Annotated in this window: 22 protein-coding genes; 7 read left to right on the forward strand and 15 right to left on the reverse strand. The window is 70.9% G+C overall.

Annotated features, from left to right (window positions below):
• Positions 1-37 precede the first annotated feature (37 nt).
• Positions 38-1690, forward strand: coding sequence for an FMN-binding glutamate synthase family protein (locus JJ683_RS04785; RefSeq protein ID WP_200171720.1), 1653 nt, complete (start codon positions 38-40; stop codon positions 1688-1690).
• Positions 1691-1811: 121 nt separating this feature from the next.
• Complete coding sequence (locus JJ683_RS04790; RefSeq protein WP_200171722.1) at positions 1812-3620, forward strand: molybdopterin-dependent oxidoreductase; 1809 nt, start codon at positions 1812-1814, stop codon at positions 3618-3620.
• A gap of 58 nt (positions 3621-3678) precedes the next feature.
• Here the strand turns inward: JJ683_RS04790 and JJ683_RS04795 are convergent, their stop codons facing one another.
• The 5 genes from JJ683_RS04795 to mgtE form a co-directional block, all read right to left on the reverse strand.
• Complete coding sequence (locus JJ683_RS04795) at positions 3679-3876, reverse strand: hypothetical protein (RefSeq protein ID WP_200171724.1); 198 nt, start codon at positions 3874-3876, stop codon at positions 3679-3681.
• 136 nt (positions 3877-4012) lie between these two features.
• Positions 4013-5671, reverse strand: a complete 1659-nt coding sequence (gene lnt / locus JJ683_RS04800) for an apolipoprotein N-acyltransferase (protein WP_200171726.1) — start codon at positions 5669-5671, stop codon at positions 4013-4015.
• A gap of 3 nt (positions 5672-5674) precedes the next feature.
• A complete protein-coding gene (locus tag JJ683_RS04805; protein WP_307810682.1) occupies positions 5675-7282 on the reverse strand; it encodes an amidohydrolase in 1608 nt (535 codons plus the stop codon).
• A 75-nt stretch (positions 7283-7357) separates the two neighbouring features.
• A complete protein-coding gene (locus JJ683_RS04810; protein WP_200171728.1) occupies positions 7358-7957 on the reverse strand; it encodes an FxsA family protein in 600 nt (199 codons plus the stop codon).
• 166 nt (positions 7958-8123) lie between these two features.
• On the reverse strand, positions 8124-9482 hold the full coding sequence (mgtE, locus tag JJ683_RS04815) for a magnesium transporter (protein ID WP_307810683.1): 1359 nt from the start codon (positions 9480-9482) through the stop codon (positions 8124-8126).
• 101 nt (positions 9483-9583) lie between these two features.
• Here mgtE and JJ683_RS04820 point away from each other — a divergent pair, with 101 nt between their 5' ends.
• Complete coding sequence (locus JJ683_RS04820; RefSeq protein ID WP_200171730.1) at positions 9584-10618, forward strand: hypothetical protein; 1035 nt, start codon at positions 9584-9586, stop codon at positions 10616-10618.
• Here the strand turns inward: JJ683_RS04820 and JJ683_RS04825 are convergent.
• From JJ683_RS04825 to JJ683_RS04835, 3 genes are all read right to left on the reverse strand, one after another.
• Positions 10569-11447, reverse strand: coding sequence for a universal stress protein (locus JJ683_RS04825; RefSeq protein ID WP_200171732.1), 879 nt, complete (start codon positions 11445-11447; stop codon positions 10569-10571). The two genes, JJ683_RS04820 and JJ683_RS04825, sit on opposite strands and share 50 nt — an antisense overlap.
• A 219-nt stretch (positions 11448-11666) precedes the next feature.
• Positions 11667-12689: an LLM class flavin-dependent oxidoreductase gene (locus JJ683_RS04830; protein ID WP_200171734.1), complete on the reverse strand. Its 1023-nt coding sequence runs from the start codon at positions 12687-12689 to the stop codon at positions 11667-11669.
• Between the two features lie 136 nt (positions 12690-12825).
• Positions 12826-13614, reverse strand: coding sequence for an SDR family NAD(P)-dependent oxidoreductase (locus tag JJ683_RS04835; RefSeq protein ID WP_307810685.1), 789 nt, complete (start codon positions 13612-13614; stop codon positions 12826-12828).
• 450 nt (positions 13615-14064) lie between these two features.
• Between JJ683_RS04835 and JJ683_RS04840 the strand changes: the two genes are divergently transcribed.
• Positions 14065-14211: a hypothetical protein gene (locus JJ683_RS04840; protein ID WP_200171738.1), complete on the forward strand. Its 147-nt coding sequence runs from the start codon at positions 14065-14067 to the stop codon at positions 14209-14211.
• A gap of 37 nt (positions 14212-14248) precedes the next feature.
• Complete coding sequence (locus JJ683_RS04845) at positions 14249-14656, forward strand: TIGR03618 family F420-dependent PPOX class oxidoreductase (protein WP_200171740.1); 408 nt, start codon at positions 14249-14251, stop codon at positions 14654-14656.
• A gap of 18 nt (positions 14657-14674) precedes the next feature.
• Here JJ683_RS04845 and JJ683_RS04850 read toward each other — a convergent pair whose 3' ends face one another.
• A complete protein-coding gene (locus JJ683_RS04850; protein WP_200171743.1) occupies positions 14675-15853 on the reverse strand; it encodes a M24 family metallopeptidase in 1179 nt (392 codons plus the stop codon).
• A gap of 42 nt (positions 15854-15895) precedes the next feature.
• Here JJ683_RS04850 and JJ683_RS04855 point away from each other — a divergent pair, with 42 nt between their 5' ends.
• Complete coding sequence (locus JJ683_RS04855; protein ID WP_200171745.1) at positions 15896-16837, forward strand: 5'-3' exonuclease; 942 nt, start codon at positions 15896-15898, stop codon at positions 16835-16837.
• A gap of 33 nt (positions 16838-16870) precedes the next feature.
• Here the strand turns inward: JJ683_RS04855 and JJ683_RS04860 are convergent, their stop codons facing one another.
• From JJ683_RS04860 to JJ683_RS04885, 6 genes are all read right to left on the reverse strand, one after another.
• A complete protein-coding gene (locus tag JJ683_RS04860; protein WP_200171747.1) occupies positions 16871-17572 on the reverse strand; it encodes a DUF4333 domain-containing protein in 702 nt (233 codons plus the stop codon).
• A gap of 299 nt (positions 17573-17871) precedes the next feature.
• Entirely contained in the window at positions 17872-20673 is a 2802-nt protein-coding gene (locus JJ683_RS04865; protein ID WP_200171749.1) for a DEAD/DEAH box helicase, read from the reverse strand.
• Positions 20674-20678: 5 nt separating this feature from the next.
• On the reverse strand, positions 20679-21662 hold the full coding sequence (tatC, locus tag JJ683_RS04870; RefSeq protein WP_200171752.1) for a twin-arginine translocase subunit TatC: 984 nt from the start codon (positions 21660-21662) through the stop codon (positions 20679-20681).
• A gap of 70 nt (positions 21663-21732) precedes the next feature.
• Complete coding sequence (tatA, locus tag JJ683_RS04875; protein WP_200171754.1) at positions 21733-22062, reverse strand: Sec-independent protein translocase subunit TatA; 330 nt, start codon at positions 22060-22062, stop codon at positions 21733-21735.
• Positions 22063-22155: 93 nt separating this feature from the next.
• Positions 22156-23175: a helix-turn-helix transcriptional regulator gene (locus tag JJ683_RS04880; RefSeq protein WP_200171756.1), complete on the reverse strand. Its 1020-nt coding sequence runs from the start codon at positions 23173-23175 to the stop codon at positions 22156-22158.
• Entirely contained in the window at positions 23172-24197 is a 1026-nt protein-coding gene (locus tag JJ683_RS04885) for a helix-turn-helix transcriptional regulator (protein WP_200171758.1), read from the reverse strand. Before JJ683_RS04885 ends, JJ683_RS04880 begins: the two co-directional genes overlap by 4 nt.
• A gap of 206 nt (positions 24198-24403) precedes the next feature.
• On the opposite strand from JJ683_RS04885, the gene JJ683_RS04890 reads away from it, so the two are divergent.
• A partial coding sequence (locus JJ683_RS04890; protein WP_200171760.1) for a helix-turn-helix domain-containing protein occupies positions 24404-24913 on the forward strand: 510 nt, incomplete at its 3' end.

Consider the following 24913-nt stretch of genomic DNA (forward strand, 5'->3'; position numbering starts at 1 on the left):
GATGACGGATACATATTTCACGGAATAGGAGTAGACAATGTTTCGATGGTTGGCGGTCGTAGCGCTGTGGGTGATAGGCGGTCTATCGTTCATTCTGGTGTTCCTGGTTTCACTGTGGTGGCTGTTCCTCACGGTGCCGTTCGTGCTGCTCGCGCTGGTGGGCGCGTGGGACCTGCTGCAGGCCCGCCATAGCGTGTTGCGCAACTACCCGGTCCTGGGGCACGCGAGGTTCCTGCTCGAATCCATCCGCCCGGAAATTCAGCAGTACTTCATCGAGCGCAACACCGACGGAACCCCGTACGACAGAGACACCCGGTCCACGATCTACCAGCGGGCCAAGGACATCAAGGATGTCGAGCCCTTCGGTACCGAACGCAACGTGAACGAGATCGGCTACGAGTTCGTCCGTCACTCGATCACCGCGCAGCCGGCTCCCTCGGAGACGCCGCGCGTGCGCATCGGCGGCCCTGATTGCACACAGCCCTATGACATGGCGCTCTACAACGTCTCCGCGATGAGCTTCGGCGCGTTGTCCGCCAATGCGATCATGGCCCTCAACGGCGGTGCGGCGAAAGGCGGCTTCGCTCACGACACCGGCGAGGGCGGGTTGAGCCCGTACCACCTCAAGCCGGGGGGCGACCTCATCTGGGAGCTCGGCACCGCCTACTTCGGCACTCGCACCAAGGACGGGCATTTCGACCCGGACGTCTTCCGCGAGAAGTCGCAGCATTCGCAGATCAAGTGCATCTCGATCAAGCTGTCGCAGGGAGCGAAGCCCGGGCTCGGGGGCGTGCTGCCGGGGCCGAAGGTCACGCAGGAGATCGCCGATACCCGTGGCGTTCTCGTGGGCAAGACCGTAGTCTCCCCTCCGTCGCACAACGCCTTCCACACGCCGACCGAACTGTGCCAGTTCATCGGCAGGCTGCGCGAGTTGTCCGGCGGCAAGCCGATCGGCTTCAAGCTGTGCGTCGGATCGCGCAGCGAGTTCCTCGGCATCTGCAAGGCGATCCGTGCGACCGGCATCGCACCCGATTTCATCATCGTCGACGGGTCCGAAGGCGGTACCGGCGCCGCGCCGCTCGAGTTCGAAGACCACGTGGGCATGCCGCTCACCAATGGCCTGATGACGGTGCACAACGCCCTGGTGGGTACCGGGTTGCGTGACCAGATCCGGGTCGGGGCCTCCGGGAAGGTGGCCAACGGCATCGACATCGTCAAGCGGGTCATCCAGGGCGCCGATTTCACGCTCGCCGCGCGGGCGATGATGTTCGCCGTCGGCTGCATCCAGGCGCAGAAGTGCCACACGAACACCTGCCCCGTGGGCGTCACCACGCAGGACCCCAAGCGGTTCCGGGCGCTCGACGTGCCGGACAAGACCACCCGCGTCTACAACCTGCAGCGCAACGTGGTCGACAACGCCAAGCAGGTGGTCGCCTCGATGGGGCTGACGAGCTTCGACGATCTGCATCCGTCGATGCTCATGCGCACGGTGAACTTCAACGATCAGCGCACCTATGCGGAGCTGTTCGAGTGGCTGCGGCCAGGGCAGCTGCTGGAGGACCCGCCCCTGTCGTGGATGGAGGACTGGGAGTGCGCCAGCGCGGATTCGTTCGTTCTCACGTCCGCGCAGCTCCCCGACCCATCCCGCCGAGCGCCGGTGTACACCGAAGAAGTCCCGTTGGCGGTCTGAGCCGCGCCCGCCGACCGCCACTCCGGCGGCTTCGGCGGGGAGGCCCGCCGAAGCCGCCGAAGCGTGCTCCGACGGCAACCTGTGAGACGACCCATCACTGCACGGACCGGTAGGCGGGGACATGACACAAGGCCGTGAGGGCAGAGGCAACAGCGCCGGCGGCGGCGCTCCTGGCGGAGGGAAGGACTCTGCGGAGCTCGAGGACGAGTTCCACAATGTGGCCCTGTTGCGCGAGGAGGGCGTGCATCCGCGTATGTCCCTCACCCGCATCCACGTGCGGATCGGTCGGCGTTTCGTCTCGGTGTGGTGGGCGCTGCCGGCGGTGCTGATCGGCGGTATCGCAGTGGTGATCGTCGCCAAGGTGCTCATGGGCATCGGCGCAGTCGGCGGCGCCGGCGGGTTCACCTCGGCCCACCCCTGCGAGCCGTCGATGGCGGAGCTGCAGTCCGAGGGGCGCCGGTTCGGCATCCCGGCGTGGAGCATCGCCACCCACGCGTTGAACTTCTTCATCATGGTCATGGTGGTACGGGCCGGTTGGCAGATCCTCGCCGATCATCCACGGCTGTACCTCAAGATCCACTGCACGCCGGACAAAGAATGGCTGCGTTTCCGCGGTGCGATGCCGAAGAACCGCGTGTGGACGGCCAAGGACGACGCGATCACGTTGAGCCCGATGGTGGGGATGCCCGGCGGGCGGCACACGATCGGCGTGGCTCGTCACTGGCATTTCCTCTTCGACATCCTGTTCGTGCTCAACGGGATAGTCTTCATCATCCTCACCTTCGCGTCCGGGCACTGGCGCAAGCTGGTGCCCACGGAATGGTCGATCTTCCCGAACGCGGTGTCCTGCCTCGTGCAGTACTCGTCGCTGAGCCTGCCGCACGAGCTCGGCGGCTATTACACCTACGACGCGCTCCAGCAGCTCAGCTACTTCGCGATCGTGTTCATCGTGGCTCCGCTGGCGATCCTCACCGGCATCGCGATGTCGCCGGCGATGGACAACCACTTCACCTGGTACCAGAAGATCTTCGGCAACAGGCAGATCGCCCGCTCGCTGCACTTTCTGGTGATGGTCGTGTTCGTCGTGTTCTACGGCGTGCACATGCTCATGGTGGCCGCCACCGGATTCGCGGAAAACCTCAACGCGATCACGCTCGACGTCGCCCCCGCCGACGGGTTCAACCTCAACGGCATCGCCCTGTGGGGGCTGGCGATACTCTTCGTGATCCTGTTCAACGTGTGGGCGGTCCGCTTCTCGTGGACTCACACACGGGTGCTCCAGCGCATCTCCAACGCCACCGTCGGCAAGGTGATGGACCTGCTGTTCGACAAGTACGCGCCCAAGGCCGAATACACCGAAGAGGACATCAGCCCGTTCTTCTGGCCCAACGGCCTTGTGCCGGTATCCGAAGAATGGCACGACCTGCACGGTGGCGGCTTCGAGGACTACCGGCTGACGGTGACCGGGCTGGTGGACAATCCGGTGGAACTCTCGCTCGACGACATCAAGGCGCTCGCCCACCGCGACCAGATCACGATGCACAACTGCATCCAGGGCTGGTCGGCGATCGGCAAGTGGTCCGGGCTGCCCTTCAGCGCGCTCATCGACCTGGTCCGGCCCACCTCGGAGGCCCGCTGGGCGATCTTCCGCTCGTTCGGCGAAGGCGGCGAAGGCGGTCAGTACTACGATTCGCACTCGATGGTCGACCTCAAGCACCCGCAGAGCCTGCTCGCCTACGAGATGAACAACGAACCTCTGCCGGTCGTGCACGGCGCGCCGCTACGCCTGCGGGTCGAGAATCAGCTCGGCTTCAAGCAGGTCAAGTGGATCAAAGAGATCGAGTTCGTCCACGACTTCCGCCAGTACGGCGCGGGGCTGGGCGGATACAACGAGGACCACGAGTTCTACGGCTACCGTGACGAGATCTGAGAGTGCGGTGGGGCGCGGCCTGCATGTCGCGTCCCACGCCGCGGTGTCGCGGCCGCCATCAGAGCCGGTGCTGTAAGGACTCGTCCGGCGGCGTCTGCTCGGCGCGGTCCGCGGCCTGTCCCAGAAGCCCCGCGACCTCGCGTGCATCCTCGGGGGTGAGCGTCACCGCGGCGCCGGAGACCTCCAGCACCGCCTTGTCCAGCCTGTTGTACACGGAGATCCTGCCGCGCTCCGAGCCGTGGTGCTTCAACGACATATCCGGTCCTCCCCTTGAGAATCGGGCCTGCGCGTGCGCGTCCCTGTGCGGGCCGCGCCGAGCGGCTCCTTTCCCGCAGCGTAGACGCCGTTCGGTGTGGGCGGCGCCGATTCCGACGGATTCTGCTGCGTTGAACTCAGCGTGCGAACCGTCGTCGAAGGCCCGCGCCGGCGGATGCGGCCACCGCGAAGGCGCCGAGCCCGGTCAGGACGTACTCGGGCCACGGACCGGCGACGGTCGCGGGGGTAAGGTCGGTGCGCAACGGGATGGAGGCGACCAGAGCGGCGGGAACGTCCACACCGGTCCGTTGGGTGACCGTGCCGTCAGGCGCGATGATAGCGCTGACTCCCGTCGTCGCCGCCACGACAGCCGCTCTGCCGTGCTCGGCTGCGCGCACCCGGGTCATCGCCAGCTGCTGGTAGGTCATCTCGCTGGGACTGAACGTGGCGTTGTTGGTGGGGGCCGCAAGGAACTGTCCGCCCGCGCGCACGGCCGTGGTGTAGGCGCGGTCGAAGGCGATCTCATAGCACGTGGCCACGGCGATGGGCACGCCGTCGGCGGTGACGACGCCGTCGCCGTGGCCGGGGACGAAGTGCCCGGCCTGATCCACGTACGACGAGAAGTGCCGGAAGAAGTCGCGGAAGGGCATGTACTCGCCGAACGGCTGGAGGATGGCCTTGTCGTGCCGGTCCGCGGGGCCGGTATCCGGGTTCCAGACGATCACCGAGTTGGTGGTGGTGCCGTCCCCGTTGTTCAGCACCGCGCCGACGAGGATCGGTGCGCCGATCCGGTCGGCGGTGTAGGAGATCTCCCGCGCGGCATCCGGATTGCGCAGCGGGTCGATGTCGGAGGAGTTCTCCGGCCACAGGACGACGTCAGGCCGCGGCTCCCGGCCGGAGTCCACGTCGTCCGCCAGCTGCAGAGTGCGCCGCACGTGCATGTCCAACACGGCCCGGCGTTGCGCGTTGAAACCGAGCCCCAGCCGCGGCACGTTGCCCTGCACCGCGGCGACCGTGAGCTGCCGGTCGCCGGAGTCCATGCCGGGGAGGAACGGCGCGCGCGCGGCCCCGGCGATCAGCGGCAGGGCGACGGCCGTCAGTGCGCCCGCGGCGGCGACGACCCGGGTCGTGCGCCCCGGGCGCGCCCGGTCCTCGCCCGTCCGCTCCCTGCGGTCCGCCGCGATGCCCGCCGCGATGAGGACGGCGGCCGCGACGCCGGCGCCGACGAGTGCCACGGCGAAGCTGAGCAACGGCGCACCGCCCAGCGAGGCCAGCGGCAGCAGGATGCCGTCGGGCTGCCCGAACGCGAGCCGTCCCCACGGGAATCCCCCGAACGGCACCGACGACCGCAGCCATTCGGTGCCCGACCAGCACGCGGCCACGGCGAACGGCCGCAGCCACAGTGGCGTCGCCGGCCACCGGTGCAGCACCGCGACGGCGAGGCCGAACACGCCGATGAAAAGCGACTCGGCGGCGACGAGGGCCAGCCAGGGCACGGGGCCCACGTAGAGACCCACCCAGGGCAGTAGCGGAAGGAGGAAACCCGCCCCGGTGAGGAAGCCGTAGCCGAAGCCGCCCCACAGCGAGGGCCGGCCGCCGGCGTCGCGGAGCGGGGAGCGTCGCGGCCACGCGATCGCGATCACGGCCAGCGCTATGCCTATCGGGGCGAGGTACCACGCCGTGCGCGGCGGGTAGGACGCGAAGACCAGCAGTCCCCCGCCGGCCGCGAGAACCTGGCGGGGCAGGGCCCTGGACCAGGCGAGAACGAGATGCCGTAGGCGCGGGGGTGCCGACATCCGTCAGGCTGCCTCGTAGATGGTCCGCCCCGAGCGGACGGTCGCGAGGCAGCGGGGCGCGGGGGCACCGGCGGACATGTCCGGCAGCGCGGGCACCCGCGAGCGCGGATCCGTGGACCAGCGTGCGATCGACCTGGAGGACGCGGCCACCACGAGGTCCCCGGTCTCCCAGATCGCGTAGGAGGCGTCGGCCCCGGGCTGCAGCGTGCCCGCCATGCCGTCCCGGAGCCCGGCGCCCCGCCAGGCGCCGCGGGTGGCCGCGGTGAAGGCGGCGCGCGGAGACAGCGCATGATCGCCGACACTGTGATTCACGGCCGCGCGCACGGCCGCCCACGGGTCCATCGCGGTCACCGGCGAGTCCGAACCGATGGCCAGGGTGACGCCCTCTGCGGCGAGGACGGCGAACGGGTTGGTCTGCGCGGCCCGCGCCGCGCCGAGGCGTTCGGCATACATGCCGTCGGGGCCGCCCCACAGGGCATCGAACGAGGGCTGCACCGATGCCACCGCGCCGAGCCGGCCCAGGAGGGCGGCCTCCGCGCGGCTCACGAGTTCGGCGTGCTCGATGCGGTGGGCGCGCCCGGCGACCGCGGGCCCACCGAGCTCCGCGGCCGCGGCCGCGAAGGCTGCGGTGGCGGTGTGGACGGCCGCGTCGCCGATCGCGTGGAAACCGGCCTGGATGCCGGCCTCGGTGCAGGCGCGCAGGTGCGCCGCGGCGGCCGCGCCGTCGAGGTGCGCGGCGCCGCGGCCGGCATGGTCGGCGTACGGCTCGTGCAGCAGAGCGGTGCGGGAGCCCAGCGCACCGTCGAGGAACAGGTCTCCGCCCAGCGCGTGGGCGCCGTGCTCGGCGAGCAGGCTTCGGGCCTGATCCGCGGTGGAGGCGGCCTCGCCCCAGTAGCCGCGGACCGCCACGGAGCCCTCGTCCGCGCCGAGCGCCAGGACGGCGCGGAAGTCGTCGGCCCCGGCGATGTCCGGCCCGCCGCACTCGTGCACGGCGACGATGCCGTGGGCTGCGGCACTGCCGAGCGCGGCACGGCGGGCGCGGTCGAGTTGCGCCGGGTCGAGCAGCAACCGGGCGCGGGCGCGCACCGCGTGGTGCGCGTCGCCGTGCAGCGGCCGCGCCGGGGCGCCCTCTGCGGGCACGTCCGAACCCGCGGACGCGAGCAACCCCCGTGACGCGACGGCGGAGTGCTCGTCGATCCGGGACAGGTAGACGTCGCGGCCGGGGGCGGCGTGCTCGAGGTCGTCCGTCGACGGCGCGCGGCGCTCCGGCCAGACGGAATCGTCCCAGCCGTGGCCCCAGATGATCCGCGACTCCGGGTGCCGGCGCGCGTAGGCGCCGAGGACGTCGAGGCAATCGGCGAGGCTCGTCGCTCCGGAGAGATCCAGACCGGTCAACGCGAGGCCGGTATCGGTGACGTGCACGTGTGGGTCGACGAAGGCGGGCGCCACGAACGCCCCCCGCAGGTCGATCACCTCCGCGTGGGGGTGCAGGGTGCGCGCCGGGTCGTCATCGCCGAGCCAGGCCACCGTGCCGTCGACGACGGCCATCGCTGTCGCATACGGATGGGAGGGGCTGTGGATGCGTCCGCCGATCAACAGTGTGGTGCTCACAGCCCACCAGTGTGCCCTTCCGGGGCGGTGTGCGCCGCGGCGGCTCCGGCAGGCGGCCCCGGGGTGCTCGGCCTGCTACCGGGCCCGGCCGCCGGACGAGGGCGGTAGAACCGGAGGGAAGACGGTCTCGTAGCCCGACGCGCCGGAGCCGTGGTCGAATACTTGGCCGTCGGCCCCGTTGTCGACCACCTCGCCGTCGACCACCTCGCCGTCGACCACCTCGCCGCCGATCACGTCGCCGTCCGCACCCGCCGCGCCGCCTGAGCGGGCGGTCCGCGCGGCGACGACGCCGATCACGGGGAATCGCCGCAGACCCAGCGCCACGACGACGGGGCTGAGCAACCTGCGGGTCGGAGGGAAGAGCAGTAGCAACCCCGCCACGCTGGTCACCAGACCGGGGACCATCAACAGGCCGACGCCCGTGGCGGACAGGGAACCGTCGGCCATTGCCTGCATCGGCCCCCGGTTCCCCGTGGCACGGGGACGGCCCTGGGCGGTGCGCGCCTGCGAGACGGACTCGGCCCACCGACGGGTCTTGACGCCGAGGGCGATCACCCCCGCCGCCGTGCCCGCCATCACCAGCAGGATCGCCCAGCCGAAGCCGATCCACGCCGTCACCGCCCACACAGCGGCGATCTCGACAACGAGATACACGAGGAACAGCAGTCGGAACACGGGCAGCCCCTTTCATCCGGGCGGGCCGACCGCAGCAGCGCTGCCCGGCCCTCTACCCGTTCAACGCGCGGGGACGGCTGTGCGTTCCCGGATTCCGGGTGCGTGCCGACGGGCCGCGGGAGCCGGACGGGGTCGTAACAGGCCAGGACGGTCAGGGGCCCGGCGGTCAGAACATGATGAGCTTGGCGATCTCGAAGTAGATCACCAGGCCCGTGCCGTCGACGATGGTCGCGATCATCGGGGCGGAAACGACGGCGGGATCGAGCCCCACGCGCCGCAGCAGCAGCGGCAGGACGGAACCGATGAACGACGACCACAGCACGATCGCCGCCACCGTGAGTGTGACGGTGAGCGCCACTTCCACGCCCACCCCGAGGGTCCACGCGCGGATGATCGCGGCCACGGCCATGGTGATCGCGATGAACGACCCCGCACTGAGCTCCTTGACGATGACCCGGCCCATGTCCCGCAGCCGGACGTCGCCCAGTGCCATCGCGCGTACCAGCGTGGAGGTGATCTGGGTGCCGGTGTTGCCGCCTGTGCCGATGAGCAGCGGGATGAAGAATGACAGCGCCACCACCTCGTCCAGCTCGGCCTCGAAGTGGCGCAGGACGGTGCCGGTGTAGGCCTCGGCGATGAACAGTACGAGCAGCCAGATGATGCGCTTGCGCCACAACAGCAGCGGGGACGCGCGCAGGTAGGGCGTCTCCAGCGGGTTCGAGCCGCCCTGGCGTTCGGCGTCCTCGGTGAACTCCTCGTCGAGGATGTCGGCCACGTCGTCGGAGGTGATGATGCCGATGAGGCGCCCCCCGTCCACGACGGGAAGCGCGAACAGGTGGTTGCCGATGAGCATGCGCGCCGCCTGCTCCTGGTCGCAGTCGGCGTCCACCGACAGCAGGTCGGTGTCCATCACCTCGTGCACCAGTGCGTCGCCCGGTGCCAGCACCAGGTCACGGAAGGACATCACGCCCACGAGCGCGCCGTCCACGTCGACGACGTAGACGTAGGCGAGCGTCTCGGTGTCGGCGGCCTGGGCCCGCGCGGCCCTGTTGGCCTCCTTGATGGTGAGCCCCTCCGAGATGGCGGTGACGTGCGGCGTCATTCGGGCGCCCACCGAATTCTCGGGCCGGCTGAGCAGTCCTGCGACCACCCGCTGCTGGTCTTCGGGCAGCATGCGCTGCGCTCGGTCGCGGTCGTCGTCGGGAAGCAGCCGCAGGATCTCCGCGGTCACATCCGGCGCGGCGTTGGTGAGCGCGAGCGCACGGGTGGGTGCGTCCAGGTCTGCGAGCACGTCGGCGCCGTCGTGGGGGCTGGCGTGGTCGAGGAGCTCCGCCAGGTCGGCCCGCTCCAGGACCCGCAGCACACGTGCACGCTCCGGCGGGTCGAGTGACGCTATCTGCCGGGCGCGCCGGCCGGCATCGGGGACGGCGTCGAGCCACGACGGCAGGTGTTCCGAAAGCCGGTCCGCTTCCGGCCCGAACTCACCGGCCAGGGTGGCGAGATCGGAATAGTCGAACGTGGACACGTCGTACCTCCTCTGCACGCGCTCCTGCGCCCGGCGGTGGGATCGGTTCAACCGTTCCCCAACGGCGGTCGAACAGCAAACGGGGCCGCTATCCTTGCGGCGTGACTGTATCGTCCCCGTCCCACAGTGCAGCCCCCGGACGCCGCCGGATCCGGTTCCGGCCGTCCGGGGGGCGGATGACGCCGGGCGATGTCGCGGAGCTCGCCGCGTACGCCGAATCCGAACGGGCCGCGGTGCGGATCGACCCGCGGGCGTCGATCACGGTGATGCGCCCGTCCGGCGGCCCCGGCCGCTTCCTCGTTGCCGACGCCGCCCCGCCGCGGCTGTCCGTGCCGGAATGGGATGGCGGGCGCTGCTCCTGGCACGTGCTGTGCTCCGCGCTCACGGGGCGCACCGGCGGAATGCGCGACGTCCGCGCACCCGCAGAGAGGCTGGCACACCTTCTCGCGCAGCGGAATCCGCCCGCGTCAACGTATGAGCCGCTCGTGACCGTCGACGACGGCCGCGGCGACGTCGCGGGCGAGCGCGCGCCGCTCAGTCTGATCGCAGCGGAGACCGGCGGTTACATGCTTGAGTTGTTCGGTGCGCCTGTGGGGCTACGGATTCCGGATCCGGAGCTTGTGCGCGCCGTCGCCGCCGTGGCGGGGCTGCTGGAAACTACGCCACTGGTGACGGCGCCGCCGCCGGCGAAGTCTGCGGCTTCCGGGCCGGGATCTGCGGCAGGCGCCGGCGGGCACGTGCCCGCCGTACACCGGTTGCTCCGGGATGTTCCGGGGGTGGAGGGATTTCCGGCGCAGGCGGGGACCGCCCCGTCCGGAGCCGCCGGCGCGGCCGCCGCGGACATCGGCTGGTTCGACCACGACGCGGATGACGGCGTGACGCTGGGTGCCGCCATAGACGGGGCGGTGCTCGACGCGCGGCGGCTGCAGTACCTCGCCGCGATCGGCTGTGCCGTCATCGTCGGGCCCCGGCGGACCCTGCTGCTGTGCGACCTGGACGAAGGTGCGGCGGAACAGGTGGTGCGTGTGCTCGCGCCCATGGGTTTCGTCTTCGACGCCGCATCGCCCACGGTGCGCGAGCTTCACCTCAGCTGTGCACCACCATCACCGGGCAGCGAGCCGAGCGCAGCACCTTGATGCTCGTCGAGCCCAGCATGAGGCCCGCGAACCCGCCCCGCCCCCTGCTGCCCACGACGACGAGCTGCGCGCCCTCGGCGTGATCGAGGATGGCGGTGTCCGGCCGGTCGAGCACGACGACATGCTCGATGTTGAGGTCGGGATAGTCGTCGTTGTACCCGGCCAGCTGTTCGGAGAGGACGGCGTCCGCCACCGCGGCCTCGTCGAACAGGCCGCGCACCTGGGCGATGGGGTCCATGGTGCTCAGCGGCACGTCGCTCCACGCGTGCACGGCCACCAGCGTCGCGCCGCGCACCGACGCCTCACGCACCGCGACGGCGACGGCCTTCGCGGAGTTCTCCGAACCGTCCACGCCCACCACCACCGGACCGCTCATCGGCGGCGGCGATTTTTCGTCCGGGCTGCGCACCACCACGACCGGGCAGGCGGAGTGCCGGGCGACGAGCGAGCTGATCGACCCCATGAAGGCGCTCGCCAGCCCGCTGAGCCCCCGCGTGCCGACGACGATCATCCTCCCCCGCTCGGACAGGGCCAGCAGCGCCGGGCCCGTCGCCTCGAGCTTGACGACGGTCTCGATCTCCAGCGCGGAGGACACGTCGCGGGCCTGGGCGGTGGCCTCGCGGAGGATCCGCGCGCCGTCGTCCTCGAGCGCGGTGAAGAACTCCTGCGGCAGGTTGCCGCCCATCCCGTATGCGACCGGCGCGCTGACCGCGGTGACGATGAGCAGCGGCGAGTCGTTCAGGTGTGCGTGGTGGGCCGCCCACCGCACCGCGAGCCTGGCGTGGTCGGACCCGTCGGTGCCGACGATGACGGGCTTGGCTGCTGTCATGGATTCTCCTCAACGCGAGTCCGTGCGGCTGATCCGCACGGTGATGCCTCCTACCGGGCCGGCGGTGCCGAGAGTTCCCGCGGCGGCGTCGGCCTTCGCCCCGATTCAATCAGTCGCGGACGGCCTCGGCCACCGGGACTCCGAGAAAAGCTTGTGATGTCGCGGACCCGCTGCGGCGGTGACGATCCTGCAGGGCGCCGTCGAGACCGCGGGGTCGGGTCAGGCGGCCGCGGCGCGGCTGCGGCCGACTCCGCGTGCATTGAGCGGTGCGAGGAGCTCGAGTGTGCGCAGCCACGCCGTCCGGTCCGCGGCCTGCGAGACGACGATCAGCTCGTCGGCGTCCGCATCCACCGCGAACCGGTCGAGGTAGTCGGCCACCTGGTCCGCTGTGCCCACCGCCGAGTACTTCGTCATCCCCGCGACTTGCGCACCTGCCGGCGACTCGAGCAGGGCGTCGAGCTCCTCGTCGGTGAACCGTCGGCCCCGGGCACGGCCGCGCCCGACGAGCGCGGCGACACGGCGGCGTCGCGCATCGTGGAATATCCCCTCGGCCTGCTCGGTGGTGTCGGCGGCGACGACGTTGACTCCGGCTATCACACGGGGCTCGCGGAGCTGCGCGGACGGCGTGAACTCCTCCCGGTACACCCGCACAGCGTCGTGCAGGGCTGCGGGCGCGAAGTGCGAGGCGAACGAATACGGGAGTCCAAGCGCTGCGGCGAGGTGGGCGCCGAACAGCGAGGAGCCGAGGATGTACAACGGCACCTCGGTGCCCTTGCCGGGGGTGGCCTCCACACCGTCGACGCGGCTCTGGCCGGACAGGTAACCCTGCAGCTCGAGGACATCCTGCGGAAAGCGGTCGGCCGACGTGTGATCGCGCCGCATCGCCAGCATCGTCTGCTGATCGGTGCCGGGGGCGCGTCCAAGGCCGAGCTCGATGCGGCCGGAATGGAAGGAGGCGAGGGTGCCGAACTGCTCCGCGATGGTCAGGGGCGCGTGGTTCGGCAGCATGACGCCGCCCGAGCCCAGCCTGATCGTCGACGTGGCAGAGGCCACCTGCCCGATCAGCACGGCCGTTGCGGATGAGGCGATCGTCGGCATGTTGTGGTGCTCGGCATACCAGATCCGGCGATACCCCCACGCCTCCGCGCGCTGCGCCATGTCCACGCTGGCACGGAGGCTGTCTGCGGTGGTTTCGCCGCGCACGACCTGCGCGAGATCGAGGATGGACAGTGGATACGCCATGACCGGACCTTTCGACGAACATGCTCGGGCACCGACGGGGCAGGCCCGGGCGCGCTGGTCAGCGCGTCGGCCTGCCCTCCTCCGGGTCAACACGGGGGCCGGCGATCCTGTTCCCACGCAAGCCGCATGCCGTGCGTCACCGCGGCAGGCGGCGCCACACGAACCCGGGAACCAGCCTGGCGACGGCGAACACCGCGCGCAGTCGTCCCGGAATCCACACGACGCGGCGCCTGCGGACCAGAGCGTCGACGACGGCGTCGGCGACCTGGTCGGGGGTGCTGGACATCGGTGCCGGCTTGACGCCGTCCTCCATCAGTCCGGCGGTCATCGCGCCGACCACGAAGCCGGGGCGGGCCAGCAGCAAGTCGACTCCGCTGCCGCTGAGCGCGTCGGAGAGCCCGCAGGCATACCCGTCGAGCCCGGCCTTGGCAGACCCGTACACGTAGTTGGCGCGGCGCACCCGCACGCCGGCGACGGAGGAGAACACGACGATGCCGCCCCGGCGTCCCCCTCGCCGGGGCGCGGCGCGCAGCAGCGTGGTGAGCTCGGTGAGTACGGAGACCTGGGCGACGAAATCGGTGTGCAGGATTGCTGCGGCGTGCGCGGAGTCGGTCTCGGCGCGGGCCTGGTCGCCGAGGATCCCGAATGCCAGGACGGTGACCCCCGGCGCGCCGAACTCGCCTGTCACCGCCGCGAGGAAGCCGCGGTGGGACGGCAGGTCGTCCGCGTCGAACTCCCGGACGGCCACCGCGGCGGCGCCCGCCGTCCGGAGCTTCTCCGCGTGGGCGTCGAGGACCCGCCGGCGTTCCGGCTCGTGCGTGCGGCGGGCGGCGAGCACGACGGTGCGGGCGTCGTCCGCGGTGGCGGCGGCGATCCGGCGCGCCACCTGGATGCCGATGTCGCTGCACCCTCCCAGCAACAGCACCGGGCCCGGCGCGAACCCGCCGGGAACGGTACGGGGTGCTGCGGGGCCGGAACGGGGGGCTGCGGAGGCGGGTCTGGGCACGGAATCAGTGTGCACGATCGCGGCGGGCCTCGTACCGTACGGGGCGCGGCGATGAGTGCGGGTGCGGGCGGCGGTCGATACCGGAAACCAGTCGATACCGGAAACCATCGGACGACCACGACCGCACCATGGACAGAACAGTCCAGGAGTACCCATGCGCACACTCATCGCCACGGCATTCGTTTCCCTCGACGGCGTCGCCGAGGCCACCGGAGGAGAACCCGGATAGCGCAACTCCGGGTGGACGGTCCACGGCGTCGAGTTCGGCCCGGATGCCTACCGGATCAAGGGTGACGAGCAGGACGGGGCCGCCGCCATGCTCCTCGGGAGGGACAGCTGTCAGGCCTTCCCCCCGTATGGCCCCCGGGCATGGACGACGAGTTCGGCTTCTACAACGCCATGCCGAAGACCGTGGTCTCCGCGACCATGCGGCCCGAAGACCTGGCGCAGGACCGGGGTGCGACCACATCCTGCGCAGCGTCGACGACGTCGCTCGTCTATGCCTTCCGGCGCTGAACGAGGACCGGGCGGGCCGGTCGGCTACGGTCCTTGCATGCCCATAGGACCCGAGCATCTCCACAGGATCGCACTGGACTTCCTGGCCGACCGTCACCTCGCCACTCTGGCGACGCAGCGCTCCGACGGCAGCCCGCACGTGGTGGCGGTCGGCTTCACCTGGGATGCGCAGACGGGTCTGGCCCGGGTGATCACCAACGCCGGCTCGCAGAAGGCGCGAAATGCGCAGCGCGGCGGCCGGGCCGCGTTGACGCAGATCGACGGCGCGCGATGGATCACGCTCGAGGGGGCCGTGCGGCTCAGCGACGACCCCGGCGACGTGGCCCGGGCGGTCGAGCTCTACGCCTGCCGTTACCGGCAGCCCCGCCCCAATCCCACGCGGGTGGTCGTCGAGGTGGCCGTGGACCGGGTGCTCGGCATGCAGACCCTGCGGGCGCCCGCGTAGCGGCGGGCGCCCGGCCGGTCAGCCCGCGGGCAGGATGCCGAGCGCGCGGGGCCGGGTGTTGAGCGGCTCGCAGCCGCCGTCGGTGACCACCACGATGTCCTCGATGCGTGCACCCCACTCGCCCGGGAAGTAGATGCCCGGTTCGATGCTGAACGCCATCCCGGGGCGCAGCGGCTCGTCGTTGCCGGCGACGATGTAGGGCTCCTCGTGCACCGAGAGCCCGATTCCGTGCCCGGTGCGGTGCACGAACGCGTCGGCGAGCCCGTGCCGGGCGAGCGCGTCGCGGGCGGCGGCGTCGACGGATTCCGCGGTGACGCCGGGGCGTGCGTGCCGGCGGGCGGCTTCCTGCGCCGCCTCCAGAAGGGCGTAGCGGCGGGCGGTCTCGGGGTCCGGCTCTCCGATGCTGTAGGTGCGGGTGGAGTCCGAATTGTATCCGGGCTCGACGGGCCCGCCGATGTCGATCACCACCATGTCGCCCTCCGCCAGCACACGGTCCGACACCTCGTGGTGCGGGTCGGCGCCGTGCGGACCGGAGCCGACGATGATGAACTCCGGCGCAGTGTGCCCCTCCTCGACGATCGCCGCGGCGATGTCGTCGGCCGCCTGCCGTTCGGTGCGCCCCGCCTTGAGCCACTCCCCCATCCGCGCGTGGACGCGGTCGATGGCCGCGCCGGCCCGCCGCAGGGCATCGACCTCCTCCGCGTCCTTGATCATCCGCAGCTCGCGCAGGACCGGCGTGGCCAGCCGGGCGGGGGCCCCGGTGCGGTCGGCCAGCGGGACGACGTGCAGCGCGGGCAGCGCCGGGTCCACGGCGACGGCGGGCGCCGCTCCGCCCGCTGCCCGGCCGCCATTCGCGGCCCCGGAGATGACGTCCGCGACGAGCGCGTGCGGGTCCACCCCGTCGACCCAGTCGAGCACCTGCAGGCCCAGCTCGGCGATCGCCGAATCGCGCAACGATGCGAGCTCGAGCCGCGGCACCACCACGGTGGCCGGCGCGCCGGAGGCCGGGATGACGATGGCGGTGAGCCGCTCGAACGAGTGCGCCCGCGAGCCCGTGAGGTACTGCAGGTCGGGGCCGGTGCCGACCACGAGCGCGTCCAGGCCGGCGTCCGCGGTGAGGCGGGCGGCGCGGGCGAGCCGGTCCGCGTACGTGGCGGCGGCGAATCGGGTGGCGGGCTGGGGTGCGCTGTCGGTCATGGCGCCCAGCGTATCGCCGAGGTGCCTGGCAGGATCGCACCCATGACCGAGCCGCTGATGCTGATCGATGGCGCGAGCCTGTGGTACCGCGCCTTCCACGCCCTGCCGGAGAAGATCATCGCCCCGGACGGTTCCCCGGTGAACGCCGTGCGGGGATTCACCGACATGGTGTCGGCGCTGATCCGGCGGGAGCGTCCAGCCCGGCTGGTGGTGTGCCTGGACCGGGCGTGGCGGCCGCAGTTCCGTGTGGACGCCGTGCCCTCATACAAGGCGCACCGGGCCGTGGCGGGGGAACCCGACCGCGAGGACGCGCCGGAGGCGCTGCCCCCGCAGGTGCCGTCGATCCTCGCACTCCTGCGCGCGGCGGGGATCGCGATCGCGGGAGCCGACGGCTCAGAAGCCGACGACGTGATCGGCACGCTGGCGTACCGCGAGGCGACGGACCCCGTGGTGGTGGTCAGCGGTGATCGCGACCTGTTGCAGGTGGTCCGCGACGCGCCGACGCCGGTGCGGGTGCTGTACGTCGGCCGGGGCATCGCCAAGGCCGAGGACTTCGGCCCGCAGGAAGTGGCCGCAAAATACGGGGTGCCCGGCGTCCGCGCGGGCGCCGCCTACGCGGAGCTGGCGCTACTGCGGGGCGACCCGTCCGATGGGCTGCCCGGGGTGGCGGGCATCGGGGAGAAGACGGCGGGGCGGCTGCTCACCGAGTTCGGGGATATCGGGGCGTTGCGCGCCGCCGCTGCCGACCCCGGTTCGACGCTGACGCCGCGAATACGCCGCAGCCTGGCCGGGGCCGCCGAGTATCTCGATGCGGCGCTCCCCGTGGTGCGCGTGCTCACCGATGCTCCGGTGGAGTTCGATGGCGGCGCCGGCGATGCGCTCCCGCGCACGCCGACGGACGCGGCCGCACTGGAGGAGCTGGCCGTCCGCCTCGGCGTGGGCAGGGTCGTCGAGCGCCTGGTCTCGGCCCTGGCCGACCGCTGATCGCGGCCGGGCCATGCCGTGTCGCCGTGGTCGTCAGCGAGTCGGGGCGGAGACGACGTAGACGCCGTCGTCGCCTTGGAAAGTCGCGCTGACGGTGGTCACGCGCCCGTTCACCACGGCCTGGCAGGTGAAGGTTCCGCCGTCCGCGACCGCGATGTCCGACGGGCACTCGACGGCGTCCACCCCGCCGATACCGAGGTCGTCCCGGAGCACGTCCGCGATCGACGCCTCCGCCGCCTGCGTGTCCAGCACGGTGGTGACGAAGAACCCCGGCCACAGGAAGCCGAGGACGAGCACCGCCACGGCCGCCGCCGCGGCGAGGGCGGACAGCCCCGCGATCAGCCATTCCCGGCCGGTCGGCCTTCGCGCCTCTGCCACCGGTCCGGGCTCGGTCTGCATCGTGCCGGACTGCTGGTAGCCCACCTGCTGGTGGCCGGAACCGGCGTAGCCGGCGTACGGGTACCCGCCCTGAGACTCCCCCGGCGGCGCCCACGGCGATCCGGGTGGCTGCTGCTGTCCGTCGTAGTAGGGGTACGCGGCGTATCCGGCCTGCGAATATGCCTGCGGAGGATACCCGGCCTGCGGGTAGTCCGAGTACGCCTGACTCCCGGTGCCCCCGTCCATCGGCGGATACGGCCCGGCCGGTGGGTACTGCGGGAACTGCTGCGTGGGGTCGAAGGACGGGCGTTCATGCTCCTCGGGGCCTGGGTGCGGCTGGTGCTGCGGGTCCGTCATCGGCTGTCCTCGTGGTCTGCTGCGTCATCATGGGTCTGCTGCGTCGTTCTGGGGCTCCGGCGGCATTATGGGTCTGTCGGCGTCGTTCTGGGGCTCCGGCGTCATTATGGGTCTGCCAGCTGTCGTGACTCAGTCCTTCGCGGCCGGATCCGTCGCGTCCAATCTAAACGGTATGGACCGGATGGCCGGCGCACCCGGCGCGCGATTCGAGCTTCCTCTACGCGGTCCGAGCGCCGATTCGCCGCGTCTGCGGTGTAAACGGTGCTCGACGCGCGCCGGGTCCGCAAGCCCCCACGTGGTCAGGGCGCCTCGACCGCCACGACGCCGCGGCGGATCGACCCCACCGCCGAGCGGGCCGTGTGCACCAGCGCGGTGTCGTCGGATACCATGCCGATCTGGTCGAGCAGGTCCACCACCTGCCGGCACCACCGGACGAAGTCCCCGGCCGCCAGCGGGGCGCCGTTCGCATCACCGGCGGTGAACAGGACCTCGTCGAGCGGGGCGCCCTGCACCCAGCGGTGCACCGCCTGAGCGAACCCCGCGTCGGGGCGGCGAGTCTCCGGCAGGCGGTGCCGGGATTCGACATCCCTGACCTCCGCCCACAGCACGTCGGTGTCGTCGAGCGCGCGGCGCATGTTCTCGGGACCCGCCAGCACCACACCGCCCTCGCCGCGGCGCGACTCATACACGAGTGCCGACACCACGGCCGCGAGTTCTGCGGGGCCGAGGCCGGCCCACAGGCCCCGTCGCAGAGACTCGGTGACCAGCAGCGCGCTCTCCGCGTAGACGCCGGCCAGCAGCCGGCCCGCGTCGGTGACCGTCGTCTCCTGCGACTTCCCCCCGGCCAGGTACCCGAGTTCGGTAAGGAGCCGGACCATCCGGTCGAACTCGCGCGCCAGGGAATGCGCGGCCGCGTTGTGCCGCGCCACGAGCTTGTCGGTGGAACGTTCGAGCGCGAAGTACCGCTCGCCCCACCTGCTGTGCGCGTCGATCTCCGGGCAATCGTGGCAGGGGTGCGTACGCACCTGACGGCGCAACTCCGCCAGTTCGCGGTCGTCGGCGGCCGCCGATTTGCGTCCGTGCGGACGCTTGCGCGGCGGCGTGAACCCGGATTGGCGCAGCGTCGAGGACAGGTCCCTGCGCACTGGCGGAGACTGGTGGGAGACGTGCTTGGGCAGCCGCATCGTGCCGAGCGACTGCACACTCCCGCGGAAGTCCGGCGCGGACACCCGCCCGGCCCACCGGTCCTCGTTGAGGACCAACGGCCGCGGGTCCGTCGTCGAACGGTCCGGTTCGAGCACCACCGCGATGCCGGAACGTCGCCCGGAGGTGATCGCAATGACCTCGCCCCGCCGCAGCGACGCCAGCTGCGCGACCACGTCACTGCGCCGGGCCTCCCGGGTCTGTTTCTCGAGCTCCTTCTCCCGTCGGCCGATCCGCTCGCGCAGCCCCGCGTACTCGCGGAAGTCGCCCAGGTGGCACTGCAGGTGCTGAGAGTAGCCCTCCAGCGCTTCTCGGTTGCGGTCGATCGAACGGGCCAGGCCCACCACCGAACGGTCCGCCTGGAACTGCGCGAACGACCTCTCCACCAGGAGCCGCCCCTCCGGGCTGCCCAGGCGCTGCACGAGGTTGACGGTCATGTTGTATCCCGGCTGGAACGAGCTGGTGAGAGGGTAGGTGCGCGCCCCGGCCAGCCCGGCGACCGCGCCCAGGTCCATCCCCGGGCGCCAGACGATCACGGCGTGCCCTTCGACGTCGATGCCGCGGCGCCCCGCGCGCCCGGTGAGCTGCGTGTACTCCCCCGGCGTGAGATCGGCGTGCGTTTCACCGTTGTACTTGACCAGCCGCTCGAGCAGCACCGTGCGGGCGGGCATGTTGATGCCCAACGCCAGCGTTTCGGTGGCGAACACGATCCGGATCAGGCCGCGGGTGAACAGCTCCTCGACGGTGTGCCGGAACGCGGGCAGCATGCCTGCGTGATGGGCCGCGAACCCGCGGGTGAGGGCTTCCGCCCAGCCGTGGAACCCCAGGATGTCCAGGTCCTCGGGCGGGAGCCCCGCCGTGTGCCGGTCGATCACCGCACGGATCTCCCGTGCCTCGTCCTCGGTGGTGAGCCGCAGCGGTGAGCGCCGGCACTGGTCCACGGCGCCGTCGCATCCGGCGCGGCTGAAGATGAATCCGATCGCGGGAAGCAGCCCCTCGCGGTCGAGCCGGGCGACCACGTGCGGGCGCGGCGGCAACCGGAATCCACCGTTGTCCGCGGGCCGGCCACGGTCGCCCCGCCCCCGCGCATGCGGCGAACCGCCGCGGCCGCGCCGGTTCCCATGCGCCCCGCGGCCGCCGCCGCGGGGTCCGCCACGACCGCCGTCGGACCGACCCCCGAGCACGCGCTGCACGGTGCGCTTGAGGACGCTGCTGACCAGTACCCCGCGGCCGGAGCGGTCGGGGCCGTCCTCGAACAGCGGCAGAATGTCGCCGTCGACCAGGACGTGCTGCCACAGGGGCACGGGCCGGTGCTCGTCGACGATCACCGCCGTGTCTCCGCGGACCTCCTGCATCCACGCGCCGAATTCCTCGGCGTTGCTCACGGTGGCGGACAGGCTCACCACCCGGACCTCGGCCGGCAGGCCCAGGATCACCTCTTCCCATACCGCGCCGCGGAACCGGTCGGCGAGGAAGTGCACCTCGTCCATGACGACGTGCGAAAGCCCGTCGAGCGCGGGCGACTGCGCGTAGAGCATGTTGCGCAGCACTTCCGTGGTCATGACGACGATCGGTGCCCGCGCGTTGACGGACTGGTCGCCGGTGAGCAATCCGACGGCCTCGTGGCCGTGGCGCGCGCGCAGGTCCGCGAACTTCTGGTTGCTCAGCGCCTTGATCGGTGTGGTGTAGAAACACTTGCCGCCGGTGGCCAGTGCCAAATGCACGGCGAACTCGCCGACCACCGTCTTCCCTGCGCCCGTCGGCGCACAGACGAGCACGCCGCTGCCGTCCTCGAGCGCGCGGCAGGAGCGCTGCTGGAAGCCATCGAGGGCGAAGTCGAGTCCGCCGGCGAAATCACTGAAGTACGTCGACGGATCAGCCATGGACGAGTCGGACATCGACGTCAGAGCGTGTCGTCGTAGTCGGTGCCGCGGTCGTGGACCATCGTGGTCGACCCGCCGTCCGCGGCGGTCGCGGAGTGGGCCTCGTCGACCCCGGCGGGCGCCTCGACTCCGGTCGGGGTTCCGATCGGCGCGGCCGCATCGTCCGGGATCTCCTCGCGGGAATTGCGTGCCGCACGCTTGTCGTGCAGGCGGCACACCTGGATCGCCAGCTCGATGAGGACCGTCAGCGCCGCAGCGAGCGCGAGCATGGAGAAGGGATCCTGGCCCGGCGTGAAGACCGCAGCGAACACGAACATGCCGAAGATCAGCCCGCGCCGCCAGTGCTTGAGCTTCTCGTACGGCAGGACGCCGACGAGGTTCAGGGCGATCACGAGTAGCGGTATCTCGAAGCTGACGCCGAAGATGATGAGCAGGTGGATGATGAAGCCGAAATACTCGGAGCCGCTCAACGCCGTGACCTGCACGTTGTCGCCGACCGTCAGGAGGAAGTGCAGGGCCTTGGCCACCACCAGGTATGCCAGGAGCGCGCCGCCGAGGAACAGGACTGTGGCCGCGGTGACGAACGACAGCGCGAAACGCCGTTCGTTCTTGTGCAGCCCCGGCGTGATGAAACCCCACACCTGATACAGCCACACGGGCGAGGCGAGCACCACGCCCGCCGTCAGCGCCACCTTCAGCCGCAGCATGAACTGTTCGAACACGCCGGTGGCGAGGAGCCGGCACGCCTCGCTGTCGCCCGCGGACAAGTCCGCCCGGGCGCTGCTGGGCAGCGCGCAGTACGGGCCGCGGAGCAATTCCCCGAGGCTCTCGATCCCGAAGATGGAGTACGAATACCACAAGAACCCGAAAAGGGTGGTCACCAGTACGGCGGCGACGGCGATCAACAGGCGCCGCCGCAGCTCGTAGAGGTGTTCGACGAGCGACATGGTGCCGTCGGGGTTGATGCGGCTTCGGCGTTGCCGCGGATCCAGTGATATGCGCACAGTCAGTCTCTAGCTGAACACAGCGACGACTCCGGCCATGCGGAAGGCGTGGCCGGAGAGGGTCGCCTCGTCAGGCGCCGGTGCCTGGGGCGGGCGGCGTCTGCTGCGGGGCTCCCGCCGACTGCGGCGTGTCCGCCACGGACGGTGCAGGATCGGCCTGCGGCGTCGTGTTCGCGGACTGCGCGGGCAATGCCTGCGGGGTCGATGCCTGCGGGGTCGATGCCTGCGGGGCGGACTCCGCAGCCTCGGAGTCGTTACCGGTCATCTCCTTCATCTCGCTCTTGAAGATGCGAAGTGAACGGCCCAGCCCCCGCGCCGCGCCAGGCAGGCGCGTCGAACCGAAGAGCAGGACGAGAACGATCAGCACGATCGCCCAGTGCCACGGGCTCATTGCGCCCATACCAACCTCCAATGATCGAACGTGCTCGATGTTACCTGAACGGCCGACGTTCTCGGGTCCCGGCCGCGGAGCAATGCCGTCGCCCCGACTGTGTCATGGCAGCGCGCCGGCTATCGCGTGGACGGGGAAATCCGCGGACCGGGCGTAGGCGTCGAGTGCCTCCGCGGCGCTCGTGTGGACCAGCTGGGACTCCGCCGGCCGGTCGAGGATCCGGATCCGTCCGCCGAAGCCGAGCAGGAAACGACGCAGCCAGTCCTCCGAGGCGTACCGTAGCGACGCCTCCTTGCCGCCGTCGGGGTGGTCGGCAAGGTCGACCATCGGGAAGTAGTCGAGAGCCCACAAGCAGTCGGACGCCACGGCCAGACGTACCTGGGGCAGGCCGGTGGCGGAATCGTAGAAGTCCGCGAGCGCGTCCACCAGCTCCGCGGACGGGGGCTCCGACGGCGCGTCGAGCACCTCGGCGCTGTCGATCCGGTCGAGGCGGAACTTCCGCTCGTCCTCGGCCAGACGACACCACGCCAGCAGGTAGCTGTTGCCCGCGGCCAATTGGATGCGGACCGGGTCGACCACGCGGTGCGTCCACGTGTCGCGCGTGGCCGAGTAGTAGCGGATGCGCAGTGCGCGTCCGCGAGTCACCGCGTCGCGCACCGTGTCCGCTGCGGCCGGGTCCGCCGCAGACGGGACGGGCACGTCCGCAGCCTTGCCGTCCGGCACCGGCCCGGCGGCGTCCGCCGTCGACTCCCGCGCCGCATCCTCGATCTTGTCCATGGCGCTGCGGACGGCGGCCGGCATGACGCTCGACGGTTGTTCCGCCAGGAAGCCGAGCGCGAGGAGCAGCGTCGACGCCTCGGGCGTCGTCAGCCGCAACGGGCGGTCGATGCCCTGCGAATCGGTGACCTCGACCGTGTCACCGGTGAATGCGACGTCGATCAGGTCGCCGCCGCCGAGCCCGGGCCGCCCGCACATCCACAGGATGTTGAGGTCCTTCTCCAGCTCCTTGACGGAAACCCCCATGTCCTTGGCGATGTCGGACTTCAGACGCCCCTGGTTGGCGCGGATCAGCGGGACGAGCGCCAGCAGCCGGGCGACGCGGTCCACGTGGACTCCGCTCATCGGCGTTCCTCCTCGTCTTCGTGCGTGCCGGCGGTGCCGAGCGAATGCGCGGCCGCCGCCCCGCGCAGCGTGTCGATGACGGCCTCCCGGATGTCCTCCGGTTCCAGCGCCACGGCGTCCGCGCCGTGAGCCGCGATAGCGCGGATCGTGGACGTCCAGGAACCGACGGGCATGCTTACGAGCGTGCCGGGAACCCCGTTGAGGGTATGGGGCGCCACCTCAGTGCCGCTTCTGCGCAGATCATGGGCGTGACCGTCGCTCAGCCACACCGTCACCGAACCCTCCGAGACGGGTTCGGCGGCGGCCGAACGGATGATGGCAGCCGGATCGACCCCGTCGGGTATCCGCACCTGGCCGGGCAGCCCGACCGGCGTGATACCGCCGACGATCCGTGAGAGTCGGAACGTGCGCTGGTCCTGCCTGTCCCGATCGAATCCCACGACGTACCAGTTGCCCTTGGCGCTGGCGACACCCCACGGTTCGAGGGTGCGCGGGCTGGTCACGCCGCTGGCCGCGGCGAGATGTTCGAAGGCGACGGCCTGCCTGCCGTCCACGGCGGCGACGAGCCCGGCGAGCGCCGGTTCCGCCTCCAGCGCCGTGCCCATGCCGCCGACGACGGTGGCCATCTCCGCATCGTCGACGGCGATGCCCGCCGCCCGGAGCTTGACGATCGCGCTGGAGTACGTGGAGGCCATCTCCGGCGAATGCCACAGCTGGCCGGCCACCGCCACCGCGGCGCCCTCCTCCGGAGTGAGCGTGATCGGCGGCAGTTCGTACTCGGTGCGGGCGATGCGGTAGCCCTGCTCCTCCGCCGGGCCGGAAGGCCCGCCGTAGGTCAGCGGAATACCGAGGTCGCGCAGTGCGGCTTTGTCGCGTTCGAACATACGGCCGAAAGCTTCTTCGGAGGAGCATTCGTTGTAACCGGCGAAATCACGACGGATGCGCTCGATCGGGACGAACTGCGTGGTCGACAGGAGACCGATCACGAGATTCGTCAGTCTCTCGACCTTGGAAGTGCTCACTCCAGCACCCTAACGCCGTACTGTTCACCCGCGGAAGTCAGTTGGGGAATAGCGCGTCGCATGCGCTGTGCCATACCGGCTCTACGGAATGCAGAGTGCGTAGACGGGTGTCCAGCGAGGTGAGGGGGGACCACAACATGTAGGCGGGTCCTGCGGTGTGAAGATGAGAGTTGCGAAGCTCCCCATCGACCACCACAGGACCCGCCTTGCAGCCTACTGACACCGTCGCCGACACGATCTGCCGAACCGTCGAACTCGGCGTCACGATCACAGGAGCGGCCGCCGACAGCGAGGACCGCACCCACATCTGGTGCAGCGTCATCGACCCCGACCCGCGGTGTCCCGAGTGCCGAATCGCAGGTCAACTGCGTGATCGTGCCGAAAGGGTCCTCACTGACACCCCGGCTGCCGGGCATCCGGTCGAGCTGCACGTCGCCGTGCCGCGCTTCGTGTGCCTGACGTCGGGGTGTCCGCGGTCGATCTTCCGGGCGGACATCACCGGTATCGCCGCGCCACGGTCGGTGGTCACGACCCGGACCGAGCGGTGGATCCTGCAGCGGATCGCGATCGACAAGATGAGCGTCGCCGCGGTCGCCGCCAACCTGGGCATCGCCTGGAAGACCGTCAACCAGATCGCGGTCGGCGCCGCCCGGAACATGGTCTACGACGGCGGCCATCTCGACGGCGTACGGCACCTCGGGGTCGATGAGCACAAG

The sequence above is a fragment of the Tomitella cavernea genome, from assembly GCF_016599145.1.
GTDB lineage: Bacteria > Actinomycetota > Actinomycetes > Mycobacteriales > Mycobacteriaceae > Tomitella > Tomitella cavernae.